The organism is Devosia sp. MDV22-iso42 (assembly GCF_058629155.1).
This window is the reverse complement of the sequence record NZ_JBZVWR010000006.1, coordinates 354,831-368,359: the sequence shown is the minus strand read 5'-3', so window position 1 is coordinate 368,359 and position 13,529 is coordinate 354,831. Positions and strand designations below refer to the sequence as shown.

At 62.8% G+C, this 13,529-nt stretch carries 14 protein-coding genes; 4 read left to right on the top strand and 10 right to left on the bottom strand.

The features are described from left to right. Window positions 1-139 precede the first annotated feature (139 nt). The 3 genes from AC4NN3_RS03445 (at window position 140) to AC4NN3_RS03435 (ending at window position 2,679) form a co-directional block, all read left to right on the top strand. The gene (locus tag AC4NN3_RS03445; RefSeq protein ID WP_491925716.1) at window positions 140-700 is read left to right on the top strand and encodes a type 1 glutamine amidotransferase domain-containing protein; all 561 of its coding nucleotides are present in this window, start codon (window positions 140-142) and stop codon (window positions 698-700) included. Between the two features lie 141 nt (window positions 701-841). Next, window positions 842-2,230, top strand: a complete 1,389-nt coding sequence (gene trmFO, locus AC4NN3_RS03440) for a methylenetetrahydrofolate--tRNA-(uracil(54)-C(5))-methyltransferase (FADH(2)-oxidizing) TrmFO (protein ID WP_491925715.1) — start codon at window positions 842-844, stop codon at window positions 2,228-2,230. Continuing rightward, window positions 2,227-2,679, top strand: a complete 453-nt coding sequence (locus AC4NN3_RS03435) for a YiiD C-terminal domain-containing protein (protein ID WP_491925714.1) — start codon at window positions 2,227-2,229, stop codon at window positions 2,677-2,679. The genes trmFO and AC4NN3_RS03435 overlap by 4 nt, the downstream gene beginning before the upstream one ends. On the opposite strand, the gene AC4NN3_RS03430 is transcribed toward AC4NN3_RS03435, so the two are convergent. The 4 genes from AC4NN3_RS03430 to yajC form a co-directional block, all read right to left on the bottom strand. Beyond that, the gene (locus AC4NN3_RS03430) at window positions 2,676-3,521 is read right to left on the bottom strand and encodes a phytoene/squalene synthase family protein (protein ID WP_491925713.1); all 846 of its coding nucleotides are present in this window, start codon (window positions 3,519-3,521) and stop codon (window positions 2,676-2,678) included. The genes AC4NN3_RS03435 and AC4NN3_RS03430 overlap by 4 nt on opposite strands. A gap of 1 nt (window position 3,522) precedes the next feature. After that, window positions 3,523-3,912 (bottom strand): Mth938-like domain-containing protein, encoded by a 390-nt coding sequence (locus AC4NN3_RS03425; RefSeq protein ID WP_491925712.1) that lies wholly within the window; start codon window positions 3,910-3,912, stop codon window positions 3,523-3,525. Window positions 3,913-3,923: 11 nt separating this feature from the next. Further along, a complete protein-coding gene (gene secD / locus AC4NN3_RS03420; RefSeq protein WP_491925711.1) occupies window positions 3,924-6,473 on the bottom strand; it encodes a protein translocase subunit SecD in 2,550 nt (849 codons plus the stop codon). A 65-nt stretch (window positions 6,474-6,538) separates the two neighbouring features. Continuing rightward, entirely contained in the window at window positions 6,539-6,892 is a 354-nt protein-coding gene (yajC, locus tag AC4NN3_RS03415) for a preprotein translocase subunit YajC (protein WP_491925710.1), read from the bottom strand. 202 nt (window positions 6,893-7,094) lie between these two features. On the opposite strand from yajC, the gene AC4NN3_RS03410 reads away from it, so the two are divergent. Then, on the top strand, window positions 7,095-7,976 hold the full coding sequence (locus AC4NN3_RS03410) for an ATP-binding protein (protein WP_491925709.1): 882 nt from the start codon (window positions 7,095-7,097) through the stop codon (window positions 7,974-7,976). 49 nt (window positions 7,977-8,025) lie between these two features. On the opposite strand, the gene AC4NN3_RS03405 is transcribed toward AC4NN3_RS03410, so the two are convergent. The 6 genes from AC4NN3_RS03405 to tatA all read right to left on the bottom strand — a co-directional run bounded on the left by AC4NN3_RS03405 (window position 8,026) and on the right by tatA (window position 13,518). Continuing rightward, window positions 8,026-9,228, bottom strand: coding sequence for a peptidoglycan DD-metalloendopeptidase family protein (locus AC4NN3_RS03405; RefSeq protein WP_491925708.1), 1,203 nt, complete (start codon window positions 9,226-9,228; stop codon window positions 8,026-8,028). Window positions 9,229-9,440: 212 nt separating this feature from the next. Beyond that, on the bottom strand, window positions 9,441-10,208 hold the full coding sequence (gene surE, locus AC4NN3_RS03400; RefSeq protein WP_491925707.1) for a 5'/3'-nucleotidase SurE: 768 nt from the start codon (window positions 10,206-10,208) through the stop codon (window positions 9,441-9,443). Further along, a complete protein-coding gene (gene serS / locus AC4NN3_RS03395) occupies window positions 10,208-11,536 on the bottom strand; it encodes a serine--tRNA ligase (RefSeq protein ID WP_491926455.1) in 1,329 nt (442 codons plus the stop codon). The genes surE and serS overlap by 1 nt, the downstream gene beginning before the upstream one ends. Before the next feature lie 111 nt (window positions 11,537-11,647). Beyond that, window positions 11,648-12,466, bottom strand: a complete 819-nt coding sequence (tatC, locus tag AC4NN3_RS03390; RefSeq protein WP_491925706.1) for a twin-arginine translocase subunit TatC — start codon at window positions 12,464-12,466, stop codon at window positions 11,648-11,650. A 2-nt stretch (window positions 12,467-12,468) separates the two neighbouring features. After that, window positions 12,469-13,272, bottom strand: a complete 804-nt coding sequence (gene tatB, locus AC4NN3_RS03385) for a Sec-independent protein translocase protein TatB (RefSeq protein WP_491925705.1) — start codon at window positions 13,270-13,272, stop codon at window positions 12,469-12,471. 42 nt (window positions 13,273-13,314) lie between these two features. Then, window positions 13,315-13,518, bottom strand: coding sequence for a twin-arginine translocase TatA/TatE family subunit (gene tatA, locus AC4NN3_RS03380; RefSeq protein WP_491925704.1), 204 nt, complete (start codon window positions 13,516-13,518; stop codon window positions 13,315-13,317). Window positions 13,519-13,529: the final 11 nt, after the last annotated feature.

Sequence of the window (13,529 nt, the reverse complement as noted above, 5' to 3'; positions counted from 1 at the left end):
TTCTCTCTGAGATGCGGGTGTTTTGTTGTCTGCCTATGGCTTGAGCACTGGCCAGAATTGCCCGCTTCCACGTCAAGACTATCCGCAGGAACTCCGCCGTTCGTGGGTCGTTAAACCCCCACAAGCAAAGGAGTTTCCCATGCAGACCCTATCCGGAAAAACCATCGCCATCCTCGCTACCAATGGCTTCGAGCAGTCCGAACTGGAAGTGCCGCTCAATACCCTGCGTGAGGCCGGCGCCACCGTTCATGTCGTTTCCCTTGAAGCCGGCGAGATCAAGGGCTGGGACAAGGACGACTGGGGCCAGGCCGTGCCGGTCGACAAGACCCTCGACGCCATCTCGCCCGGTGACTATGACGCGATCGTCCTGCCCGGCGGCCAGATCAACCCCGACCTGCTGCGCGTCGAACCCAAGGCGCTCGAACTGATCAAGTCCTTCTGGAGCGAGAAGAAAGTCGTCGCGGCAGTGTGCCACGCGCCCTGGTTGCTGGTCGAAACCGGCATCGTCAAGGGTCGCAAGGTGACCTCCTACCCCTCGATCAAGACCGACGTCATCAATGCCGGCGGTCTTTGGGAAGACAGTGAAGTGGTGTCCGACCAGGGCCTGATCACCAGCCGCAAACCCGACGATCTGCCCGCCTTCTGCGCCAAGATCGCCGAAGAAATCCTCGAAGGCCTGCACGAACGCCGCGCAGCCTAGGCCCTAGACGGCCAGCAGCTGTTCCAGCCTATCATGAAGGCCTGGCGAAAGCCGGGCCTTCGCTTTGCCTGTGGCGTCACGTTACAGGCGCTCACGCAAGTGCCAGTTGCGTCGATCTGCGGCGCTTGCTATCTGCCGGGCATGTCCCATTCAGAACCTATCCACATCATCGGCGGCGGTCTTGCCGGCTCGGAAGCCGCCTGGCAGGCGGCCGAAGCTGGCGCCAAGGTCATCCTGCATGAAATGCGCCCGGTCCGCGGTACCGATGCGCACCAGACCGACAGCCTCGCCGAACTGGTCTGCTCCAACAGCTTTCGCTCCGACGATGCCGAGCACAATGCCGTCGGCCTGCTGCATGAAGAAATGCGGCGCTGCAATTCGCTGATCATGGCCTGCGCCGACAAGACGCAGATTCCGGCCGGCGGCGCCTTGGGCGTTGATCGACATGGTTTTTCCGCCGCGGTGACGCAAGCCATCGAGAGCCATCCCAATATCACCATGGCGCGCGAGGAAGTCGCCGGCATGCCGCCCGCGGACTGGCGGTATGTCATCATTGCCACCGGTCCCCTCACGTCGCCGGCCATGGCTGAGGCCATCCTGGCCAAGACGGGCGAAGATTCGCTGGCCTTCTTTGACGCCATCGCCCCGATCGTGCATTTCGACAGCATCAATATGGACATTGTCTGGGCGCAGTCGCGCTATGACAAGGCCGGCCCCGGCGGCACCGGTGCCGATTACCTCAACTGCCCGATGAACAAGGAGCAGTATTTTGCCTTTGTCGAGGCACTCAAGGTGGCGCCGCTGCATGAGTTCAAGGACTGGGAAAAGGTCCCCTATTTCGACGGCTGCCTGCCCATCGAGGTGATGGCGGAGCGCGGCGTCGAAACCCTGCGGCACGGCCCGATGAAGCCGGTCGGGCTGACCAATCCGCGCGACCCACTGGTCAAGAGCTATGCCATTGTGCAGCTCCGGCAGGACAATGCCCTCGGCACGCTGTGGAATATGGTCGGCTTCCAGACCAAGATGCGCTATGGCGTGCAGGCAGAGATCCTGCGCATGATCCCGGGCCTCGAAAACGCACAATTTGCCCGCCTCGGCGGCCTGCATCGCAATACGTTCCTCAACTCCCCCAAAGTCTTGGGCCCCGACCTCAAGCTCAAGGCTGATCCGCGCATTCGCTTTGCCGGTCAGGTCACCGGGGTAGAAGGCTATGTGGAAAGCGCCGCCGTTGGCCTCATTACCGGTCGCCTGGCCGCTGCTGAGGCCCGCGGCGAGACAATGGCGACGCCGCCCAATACGACGGCTCTCGGTGCCCTGGTCGCCCACATTACGGGCGGCCATATCGAATCCGACAGCTATAGCGGCGCCCGCAGCTTTCAGCCCATGAACGTCAATTTCGGCCTCTTTCCGCCCGTGACCGTAAGCAGGCCCGAAGACCTGGTCGGGCGCTGGCGCGGCACGGACAAGACCCAGGCCAAGCGCAAGGCGATCACCTCGCGCGCGCTTGAAGATCTGAAAGCTTGGGCATGACACCGGCCGCACTCGAGACCTACCTGCATGACCACATTCCGCTGTCGCGGGCGATGGCAGTGCGGGTGGTGTCGATTGCCGATGACGCCGTAGTGCTGGGCGCCCCGCTGGCGCCCAACATCAACCATCGGGACACCGTGTTCGGCGGCAGCGCCTCGGCGGTGGCCATTCTGTCAGCCTGGTGCCTGGTGCATCTGCGGCTGACAGCGGCCGGCCAGCCCAGCCGCGTAGTGATTCAGCGTAATACCATGGACTATCTCGCCCCCATTGCCGGCGATTTCACCGCACGCGCCACGCTGGATGGCAATCAGGACTGGTCCCGCTTCATGACCATGCTGACTCGCAAGGGCCTGGCCCGGATCAGCGCCACGGCCGTGCTGATCTACGAGGGCAAGACGGCGGGACGCCTTTCCGGCGAATTCGTGGCCTTTGGCAAGGACCGCCTCTAGCGGTTGCGCCACGTCCACCAGGTCAGGCGGGTGATCTTGCGCCAATCGGCGTCGTCCGGCTTTGCTTCAAACAGACCGCCGGAATGGCGCTGCAGCAGTTTGAATTGCGCCTTGAGCACGGCAATCGGCGCAAAGGCCGGCTTGAGGTGACCCGGCAGCCGCGCAATTGCAGCCTCTGCCTTTGCCAGGTGAGCACCGGCCAGTTCGCTGATCTGCCCCAATGCTTCGGACAGGCCCTCGCTTTCGACGCCGGAGAATATCTCGCCCTCGCGCACCCCATTGGCCTCCAGAACCGACCAGGGCAGCATGATGCGGCCCTGCCCGGAGACTGGACCGAAGGCCCGCAGGTGGCCAATCATGGCATGGGCGACGCCCAGATGCCCCCCGGCGTCACCGGTCTCGATGGTCTCGCCGTCATTGAGGATCATGGCGGCCAGCTGGTAGAGCGTAGAGACCGTCTCTCCCGCATAGCCCTCAAAAGTCTCAAGATCAGGCATGGGATCGTCATAGAGATCAAACCGTCGCGCGCCGATCAGGCGCAGCAGCGTACCATTGGGCAAGGAGTAGCGCGCCAGCGTGTCGAGCAATGCGTCCGCCACCGGGCTCTGCCGCACGGCGCCGTGCCCTTCGCCCTCAAGCGCATCACTCCACCACTGCAGGCGCATCTCCCCCGGCACAGGCCCAGAGACTCGTTCGCGGATCGAGGCGATGTCGGCGTTGAAGGCATAGAGCGCGGTGACGGCGTCCCGATGCGCACCGTTGAGGACCAGCGTGGCCAGGTAGCGGTCGCGGTCGCCGCTGCGAAGGGCTTCGGCGGCATGGGCAAAACTCTCTGCGCTCATCTCAGCGAACCCTGTCGACCGCGATCAGGGCTGCGGCCACGGCGCGGTGTTCGGCCAGCAGCACATTGTAGGTCCGCACCGCACTGCCCGTGGTAATGGCCTCGACAATGATGCCGTGCTCCCGCAGCGCCGCGCGCACATCCGGCGACAGGCCGGTAATATCGTGACCCAACCCAATCATCAGGACGTCGATGTCGTCAGCCGCCGCAATCAGCGGCGTCAGGCTGTCCAGCGTGATCTCTGCCGGCGTCGCCACGGCCCAGCCCAGCATGCCGGTCGGCAGACAGAGCAAGGAACCGCGATGCGACATATCGGCGAAGCGGAAGCCGCTATTGCCATAGGCATCGATGCCGACCTGCTGTGGAAAGTGGCCGGTACCGGGAAGCGTCATCTCCGGGGCCTTCAGATCGCCGACCCGTCGGCCAGCTTGCCCTTGCCGTCCTCATCATTTTCCGACTTCGCCTTGAGGCCGAAATTAATCAGGATCGGACCGTTCACGATGATCGAGGAATACATGCCCACGAAGACGCCGAAGGTCATCGCGATGGTGAAGCTGCGAATGACTTCACCACCGAAGATCACCAGCGGAATCAGCGCCAGGAACACCGTAAACGAGGTCAGCGAGGTACGCACAATGGTCTGGTTGATCGACATGTCGATCAGTTCGGGCAGTGGCATCTTGCGGTGTTTTCGCAGATTTTCGCGCACACGGTCGGAAATCACCACGGTTTCGTTGAGCGACAGGCCCACCAATGTCAGCACCGCCGCGATGGAAGTAAGGTTGAACTCCAGCCCCGTCAGCGAATAGAGCCCGATCGTCATGATGATATCATGGGTCGTAGTGGTGACGGCCGCCATGGCGAACTGCCACTCGAACCGGAACCAGATATAGACCAGAATGGCCAGCAGGGCGATGACGACTGCGATGGTGCCCTTCCAGGCCAGCTCGCTCGACACCGTGCCGCTGACAGCCTCTGTACTGCGGATGGTGTAGTTTTCGGTTGCAAGAGCCTCACGTACTTTCGCCACAGCCACCTGGTCGGCGTCCTGACCGCCCTCCTGGGCCTGCACGCGCACCAGCACATCCTCGGGTGTACCGAAGCCCTGCACCTGCACCTCGCCCAGCTCGAGGCCGGCAAGGATTTCGCGCACGCTGCCGACGTCAGCAGGCCCGCCTTCATGCTGGATGACGATGGCCGTGCCGCCAACAAAGTCGATTCCGAGGTTGAAACCCTTGAAATAGGCCGAGCCGATGGAGAGCAGGCTGGCCACGATCGAAAAGGCGATCACATAGCGGCTGATCTTCATGAACGGAATTTTGGTGCCGTCCGGAATGAAGCGGAAGTGCTGGATCTTGAGGGTCTTGGGCCGGCGCGCCCGATACCACATGCCCACGAAATAGAGCGTGACCGTGTAGGACGTGAACAGCGACGTCAGAATGCCCAGTGCCAGCGTCACGGCAAAGCCCTGAACCGGGCCGGAACCCAGGAAATACAGCACAATGGCGGCGATCAGCTGGGTCAGGTGGGAGTCGATGATCGTCCCCCAGGCGCGCGCGAAACCGGCATTGATCGCCTGCAGCGGCGATTTTCCGGACTTCTGTTCCTCACGCATGCGTTCGTAAATCAGCACGTTGGCATCAACTGCCATGCCGATGGTCAACACGATGCCGGCGATACCTGGCAAGGTGAGCGTCGCCCCCAGCATCGACAGCGCGCCAAAGATCAGCACGATGTTGAGGATCAGCGAGATATTGGCAAAGACGCCAAACAGGCCATAGGCAACCACCATGAAGGCGACAACCAGTGTCGCCGCGACGATACCGGCGGTCAGGCCATGCTGGATGGAGTCGGCGCCCAGGCTGGCATCAACCGTGCGCTCCTCGACCACGTCAAGCGAGGCAGGCAAAGCACCAGCGCGCAGCAGGACCGCCAGATCATTGGCGGTTGACGTGGTGAAGCTGCCGCTGATCTGACCGGTGCCGCCGGTAATGGCGGACTGGATGACCGGCGCCGTGATGACCTGATCGTCGAGGACGATGGCAAAGCGCTTGCCGACATTGGACGAGGTAATCTGGCCAAAGGTAATGGCGCCGCGCGTATCGAAGCGGAAGCTGACGACAGGCATGGCCCGCTGCTGGTCGTAGCTGGGCTGCGCATCGACCAGCGACTCGCCGCCCAAAGCCACGTCTTCATAGAGCAGTTCGCTGCCGCCATCCTGGCTGGGCAGGATCATGGTGCCGGCCGGCAGGCCCTGGGCCTCGGCCTGCGCTGCGGTCATGCCCGGATAGACCATGTGGAAAGTCAGGCGCGCCGTGCGGGAAATGATGTCCTTGAGGCGCTGGCTGTCGCCAAAGCCGGGAACCTGCACCAGCACGCGATTGGTGCCCTGGCGCTGGATCGACGGTTCGGTGGTGCCCAATTCGTCCACACGCTTGCGAATGACCTCGATCGACTGCGCCACCAGCGCCGACGTCCGTTCAGTAATGCCTTCTGGCGTCAGCGAAACCGTCAGCTTGCCATCAGCGGTGTCGCCAAAGGAGAGTTCTTGGGTGCCGCCAACGGTGATCAGCGAATTGCTGATATTGTTCTGCAGGGCCTCGATCGCGGTGCGTGCCGCGTCGCGCTGCGTGGGGTCGGTGAGTTCCACGGACAGGGTCCGGCCGGCCTCATCAGTGGTGATGATATTGCCGATGCCGTTCTGGTTGGCCAGCGTATTGCGCACGTCGCGCCGCAAGGTCTGCAAGCGCTCCGTGATGATACCACCTTCGTCCACCTGCAGCAGCAGATGCGAGCCGCCCTGCAGATCGAGGCCGAGCACCACCGTCTGCCGCGGCAGAAAACCGGGCCAGGAGTCCCGCACATCCTCAGGCAGGAAACTGGGTATGGCGAACAGCACACCCATAAGTGAGACAAAGGCGATGATGGCGGTACGGACCGGCGAGAACTGCATTTAGGTCGTCCTGAAAGGTAAAAAGCCGGAGCCCTTAGGCTCCGGCAATAAGTGGCATTCTGCTATCAGGCGGGCTTGTTGTCGTTGACCGGCTCAGCCTTGCTGCGCACATCCGAGATCATGCCGCGCACCAGCTTCACCTTGACGCCGGTAGCGATCTCAACCTCGAGATCTTCGCCATCAACGGCCTTGGTCACCTTGCCGACGATACCGCCGGTGGTCACGACGGTATCGCCGCGACGAATAGCCGACAGCATGGCCTGCTGGGCTTTCAGGCGCTTCTGCTGCGGCCGGAAGATCAGGAACCAGAAAATCACCACCAGCAGGAGAATCGGCATCATCTGGATGAAGATGTCGGTCATGCCACCGGCGGGAGCGGCGGCCCCGGCTGCCTGGGCAAAAGCGGGCGTTACAAACATGGCGAGTTCCTTGGTTTCTTCTTGGTTTGGGAGGGACTGCGCCAGTCGAGCTAGAGCACGGCACGATGCCACTGGACGCATGTGGGGCTTGTTGCACTTGCGCCCCGATCAAAATCGGGCGGACTATACATTTGCGCCCCCGTGATTGCAAAGGCATTCCGGGAGCTGCAAATTGCCGCGCCGAGCTTGAGGATATTTCGCCTTGAAGAGCAAAGACCACCTCGCCGACATCAGTGCCAAACTTGACGCAATCGCCAATGCCTTGAAGGCCTTGGCTCCTGCGACTCCGCTCGATGCCCCGGCACTTGGAGCTGCCAACGCCTATCACTGGGACGGCGATTCGGGTGCGCTCCATCCGGTGCAACGGGTGAGCCGGGTGCCACTGGCCATGCTCAAGGGAATCGACGCCGTGCAGGACATTCTGCTGCGCAATACCGAGCAGTTCGCCCGCGGGCACGGCGCCAACAATGCGCTGCTTTGGGGCGCGCGCGGCATGGGCAAGAGCTCCCTCGTCAAAGCCATCCATGGCGACATCCTTGAACGTGGCGGCGAGGGCTTTGACCGCCTGGTGCTCATCGAGATCGCGCGGGAAGACCTTGAGACCCTCCCTGCCCTCATGCGCCGGATCGCTAACGAGCCGGCGCGCTTCGTGGTGTTCTGCGACGATCTGAGCTTTGACAATGGCGAGACCAGCTACAAGTCGCTCAAGACCATTCTCGATGGCGGGCTGGAGGGGCGCCCCGACAATGTGCTGTTCTATGCCACCTCCAACCGTCGGCACCTGATGCCGCGCGACATGATCGAGAACGAGCGGTCAACGGCTATCAATCCTGGCGAGGCGGTTGAAGAAAAGGTCTCGCTCTCGGACCGGTTTGGTCTCTGGCTGGGCTTCCACAATTGCGACCAGCCGACCTATCTCAGCATGGTCACCACCTATGCCGACCACTATGGGCTCGAGATCGACGCCGCCGAACTCCAGGCCCGTGCCATCGAATGGGCGGCGACACGCGGCGCGCGATCGGGTCGCGTCGCTATCCAGCTGGTGCGTACCCTGGCCGGCGAAATGGGCAAGGCCGCCCCATAAGCAAGACCCCCGCCGATGTGGCGGGGGTCTTACCAGGAGAAGACGGGTGTCAGCTGGCCAGCAGCGGCACCGGATCAACCGGGGTCGCGCCCTTGCGCAGTTCAAAGTGCAGCTGCGGCTTGGTCACCGAGCCGGTCTGCCCGGCAGCACCGATGGTATCGCCACGATTGACATTGGCGCCCTTGGCGACATTCATAGCCCCCAGATGGGCATAGGCAGAGACGTAACCATTGGGGTGGCGGATCAGCACGAGGTTGCCATAGCCCTCGACGCCCGAGCCGACATAGATGACGGTGCCATTTTCGGCGGCCTTGACCGAGGCGCCCTCGGCAGCCTCGATATTGATGCCGGTGCCCTTGGAGGCGGCAAAATCAACCAGCACGCGGCCGCTGACTGGCCAACGGAACTTGTCACTGCCTGACATTGCAGGCTCAGCGACCGGCGCGGGCGCCGTGGCAACTGCAACCGGCGCCGCAACAGCAGGTGCTGCAACCGGTGCGGCACCGGACTGCAACGCATTGGGCGCGGCGGCAGGCAGGGTCTGCTGGGCAGGAGCCGGCGCGCTCATGGCGCCTGCCGATGCCGTCTGCGTCGCCTGACCCTTGGTGATCAGCAGGTCCGAACGGCCGGGAATGATAATCTTCTGGCCGACCACGATCTTGTCGGGCGATTCCAGATTGTTGGTCTGCACCAGCGACTGCGTGGTCACTTCATAGCGACGCGCAATCGTGTAGAGCGACTCGCCGCTGGCGATCGTGTGGCTGAACGTGCCGCCGCCGGCGGGCGGCGTCGGCGTGGTCGATGCCAGAGTCGGCACGGCATTGTTGGTCGGCATGCTGCCGAGGGCAGCGGGAGAGGGCATGGTCGCTGACGCGAAGGCGGGCTGGGCTTGCATGGCTGGAACGGATCCCTGGGGCGAATTGCTCAAAGCGGGTAGAGTTTGCGACTGCACGGTCGGCATGGATCCGCCGTTGGCCAGCGGCGCGGGCTGGCTGTAGGCGGTCTGCGCCGGCTGGCCCCACAGCGGCTGCACCGCCTGTGGCTGCCCCATGCCACCGACATTGGCCGGCGGTACAAATTGAGCGTCAGCCACCATGCTCTGCGGTGCCCCAAGGCTGCTGGGCATGGGCTGGCTGTAGGATTGGGGAGCGGCCTGCGGCAGCGAGCCGGTCGTGGTAGGGTCGCCAAAGGCGCGACTCCCCAGACTGGAACATCCGGACAGGGCAACGGCAGCAATCAGAAGGCCAGCCATCGCAACGGCACTCTTAGGTGCCCGGCGGGATACGCGGATACTCATCAGCTTACTCGTACGCAGGTACTCAACACGAGTTTGAGACTAGGCCGGTAAGGTAAAGACGAGTTTAAAGCCGATGCGATTTGAGCAAAATCGCACCCACCCGATTCCGGATTGGGTAAGGTTAAGGGCTGGCGTCTGTGCAAAACCCTGCCGGGGCCACGAAAACCCTAGAGGCTGAGACTGCCGTTGAGTCGTTCGGCCAGGGCCATATCGGTCTGCTGCAGCATCAGCGGCGTCACCGTCACATAGAAGTCGCGGCGCAGGCTTTCGAAATCGGCACCCCGGTCGAGCGGCAGCGGCGTCTCGGGGATGGCGACGAAGAATTTTCCCGGATTGTCGCTGGCATAATAACGAAACGGCGACCGCGAGAACCGCTGCAGCGGGACAACCGCAATACCCTTGGCGGCCGCCGGGTCACAGAACGGGAAATTGACGTTGTAATAGTGCCCCCGTCCGTCGGCGGCGGCGATAATGGCCCGTGCCGTGGCCAGCCCATGGGCTTTGGCATTGGACCAGTCGACGTCGCGGCTGACCTCGTAGTCGACGCCCTGGCTCATGGCGATGCCGATGGCGCCTTGCATGGCGCCTTCGCGGGCGCCGGCAGCCGTCCCCGAACAGTTGACGATATCGCCCAGGTTCTGGCCGGCATTGACGCCCGAAAGCACGACATCGGCCGGCCGGTCGCCCAGCAGATGGGTCATGCCGGCGACGACGCAATCGGCGGGCGAGCCGCCCACGACGGCAAACGTGCGGGCGCCCCGGCTCTCAATGGTCAATTCTGTGCCAAAACTGAGACGATGCCCGGCGCCGGACTGGTTGCCATCGGGCGCGACGATCCAGACGTCATCGCTGAGTTCCCGCGCGATATCGGCCATGATGGCGATGCCGGGCGCATCCACACCATCGTCATTGGTGATGAGGATGCGCAGGCTCATCAATGGCCGCCGATCGACTTGAGGCCGCCCATATAGGGCTGCAGCACATCCGGGACCAGCACGGTGCCGTCTTCCTGCTGGTAGTTTTCCAGCACGGCGATCAGGCAGCGGCCAACCGCGGTGCCCGAGCCATTAAGCGTATGGACATAGCGCGGCGCCTGCTTGTCACCGGCAGGGCGATAGCGGGCCTCCATGCGACGGGCCTGGAAATCCCCACAGACCGAGACCGAGGAGATTTCGCGATAGGTGTCCTGGCCCGGCAGCCAGACTTCCAGATCATAGGTGCGGCGGGCGCCGAAGCCGGTATCCCCGGTGCATAGATGCATGACGCGGTAATGCAGGCCCAGCCTCTGCAGCACGGCTTCGGCACAGGTCAGCATGCGCTCATGCTCGTCGGCAGCGGTTTCCGGCGTGGTGATGGAGACCATTTCCACCTTGTTGAACTGATGCTGTCGCAGCATGCCGCGCGTGTCGCGACCGGCTGAGCCAGCCTCGGAACGGAAACAGGGCGTCAGCGCGGTCATGCGCAGCGGCAGTTCTTCTTCCGCCAGGATAGATTCGCGCACCATATTGGTCAGCGGCACTTCGGCGGTAGGGATCAACGCCAGACGGCCCTCGCCATGCGGCGTGAAGAACAGGTCTTCCTCAAACTTTGGCAGCTGGTTGGTACCAAACAGCGCCTCGTCCCTCACCAGAAGCGGCGGCTGGACTTCAAGATAGCCGTGCTCGGTGGTGTGCAGGTCGAGCATGAACTGCCCCAAGGCGCGCTCGAGCCGGGCAACCTCGCCCTTGAGCACGACAAAGCGGCTGCCCGAAAGCTTGGCCGCGGCCTCGAAATCCATCAGTTGGGCGGCAATGCCGACCTCGTAGTGCTCCTTGGGCGCAAAGCCAAAAGTCGGCTTGGGCGCGCGCTGGATTGCCGCCGTGTCCGGTGTGCCATTGCGGCCGAAATACTCGACGTTGTCGGTTTCGTCGCTACCGTCGGGCACGTCATCGAATACCAGGTTGGGAATGACGGCGAGCGCAGACTGCAGTTCGGCATCGACGGCGCGCTGATCGGCTTCGCCCTGAGGGATCGTTTCCTTGAGGCGGGCCACTTCGGCCATCAGTTCGGCCGCCCTGGCGTCGTCCTTCTGTGCCTTGGCCTGGCCGATCTGCTTGGACAGCGCATTGCGCTGCTCCTGGGCATCGTTGAGCCGACCAATGATTTCGCGCCGCCGATCATCGATCGCCAGCAGATCAGCCGAGCTCAGCGATGTCCCCTTGCGCCGCGAAACGGCAGCATCGAAGGCATCGGTATTGGCTCTGATCCACTTGATATCGAACATGGCTGTTACGGGCACCGCCCGCCTCTGATTGGTACAGGCTGAAGATTGCTCGTGACGCGCCTGCCAGGCCACGAGGGAATTTCCCCCTCGGCCTGATAGCAGGCCGACGGTCTAGTCGGACGATGAACTGGCGGCTTCAGCGTCCTGCGCCGCAAGACTGGCTGCACGACGGCGCTCGACCATCCGGACGGAGATAATCGAAAGTTCGTAGAGCAGGTACATGGGCACAGCAAGGCCGATCTGGGAGATCGGATCGGGTGGTGTGATGAAGGCGGCAAAAATCAGGATACCCACAATCGCGTAGCGCCGGCCGGCCTTGAGCATGTTGACATGAACCAGATCGATCTGCGCCAGCAGCGTCAATACCACGGGCAGCTGGAAGCAGATGCCAAAGGCTAGGATCAGCAACATGGCCAGGCCGAGATACTCGCTGACGCTGGTCATCATGGTGATGTCCTCAGTCTGCATGCCGGCAAAGAAATGCAGCGCCATCGGGAGCACAACGAGATAGACCAGTGCTGCGCCAGCCACGAAAAAAACAGGCGTAGCAACCAGATAGGGGATGAATGCCTTGCGCTCGTGCTTGTAGAGTCCGGGGGCGACAAACATGTAGATCTGGCTGGCAATCACCGGGAAGCCGAGGAATATCGCGCCGAACAGGGCGACATTGAGATAGGTGAAGAACAGTTCCTGGGGCGCGGTGAAAATCAGCGTCGCATCTGGAACCGCCCGCTTGTAGGGGATGAGCAGCCATTCATAGATGGTGCTGGCGAAAATGAAACAGAACGCCATCAGCACGACAATGGTAATCGCCGAATAGATCAGCCGCTTGCGCAGCTCGACCAGATGCTCCAGCAGCGGCGCTTCGCTGCCGGCCAACTCGTCGGGTGTATCAGCGCTCTTGTCTGCAATCTGCTTGAGATCGGCCATGCTTATCTATCCCCGCCCTTGTCGGCAGTGGTTGTGGCTGTCTCGGATGTCGGTTTGGCCGGTGCACGCTTCCTGGCCGCCGGCTTGGCAGCGGGCGCCTCGGCGACCTGAGCGGTCGCAGCAGGCTTGACGACCCTGGGCTTGGTGACCGCAGGCCTGGCCACCGTGGCTTTGGACACAGGCGCGCTTTTGGCCGCAGCCACTGACTCAACCGGCGCGTTGGCCACCGTCTGCCTGACAGGGTCGGCACCAAGGGGAGCCAGATCACTGGTGACAACCGGGCTGGTGGGCGCGGCCTTGGCCCTGGCGGGTGCCTTGACGGCCTTGGCAGACGTCTTCTTGGCAACTGTGCTTGTCGCCTGGCCCACAGTGGCCTTGGACGTCACCGGGGCCGGTCCGGCCGGCTTGAAGCCTGCCGCCTTGGCGACCTCGTCCGCGGTTAGGGGGACTGCGGGCGCTGTCATGCCGGCCTTGGCCTTGATCTCGTCCACCACGCTCTCCGCCGCCGGATTGGTCGGCTTGATCACGCCGGACGGCTTGGCGCCGGTCGGCGTCATCGCATTGAATTCCTTGCGGATTTCGTCAGCCGACTTCTTGAGGGGCGAGGTGATCGAGTTACGCAGATTGCGCACTTCGTCGAGCCCGGTCGTCTTGTTGATCTCGCGCTGGAACTCATTGCCCATGCGCCTGAGCTGACCAATGATCTTGCCGACGCGGTTCATCACCATAGGCAAGTCCTTGGGTCCGATGAAAATCAGCGCCATGACGCCGATCACCAGCATCTCCGTCCAGCCCAAGCCGAGCATATATCAATTCCTCAAAGCAACAGCGCGACCGGCGGAACCGTCCTAGACGTCTTTCTTTTCGGGCTGGGCAGGCTCGGTGCTGGCAACACGCTCGACGGGCTTGTCATCATCATCCTTCATGCCCTTCTGGAAGGCTTTGATGCCAGAGGCAACCTCACCCATCATGCCGGAGATCTTGCCGCGACCGAACAGCAGGATCACGACGACGGCAACAACGAGAATACCCCAAATTCCTGGCGCGTGCATTTTGGACTCCC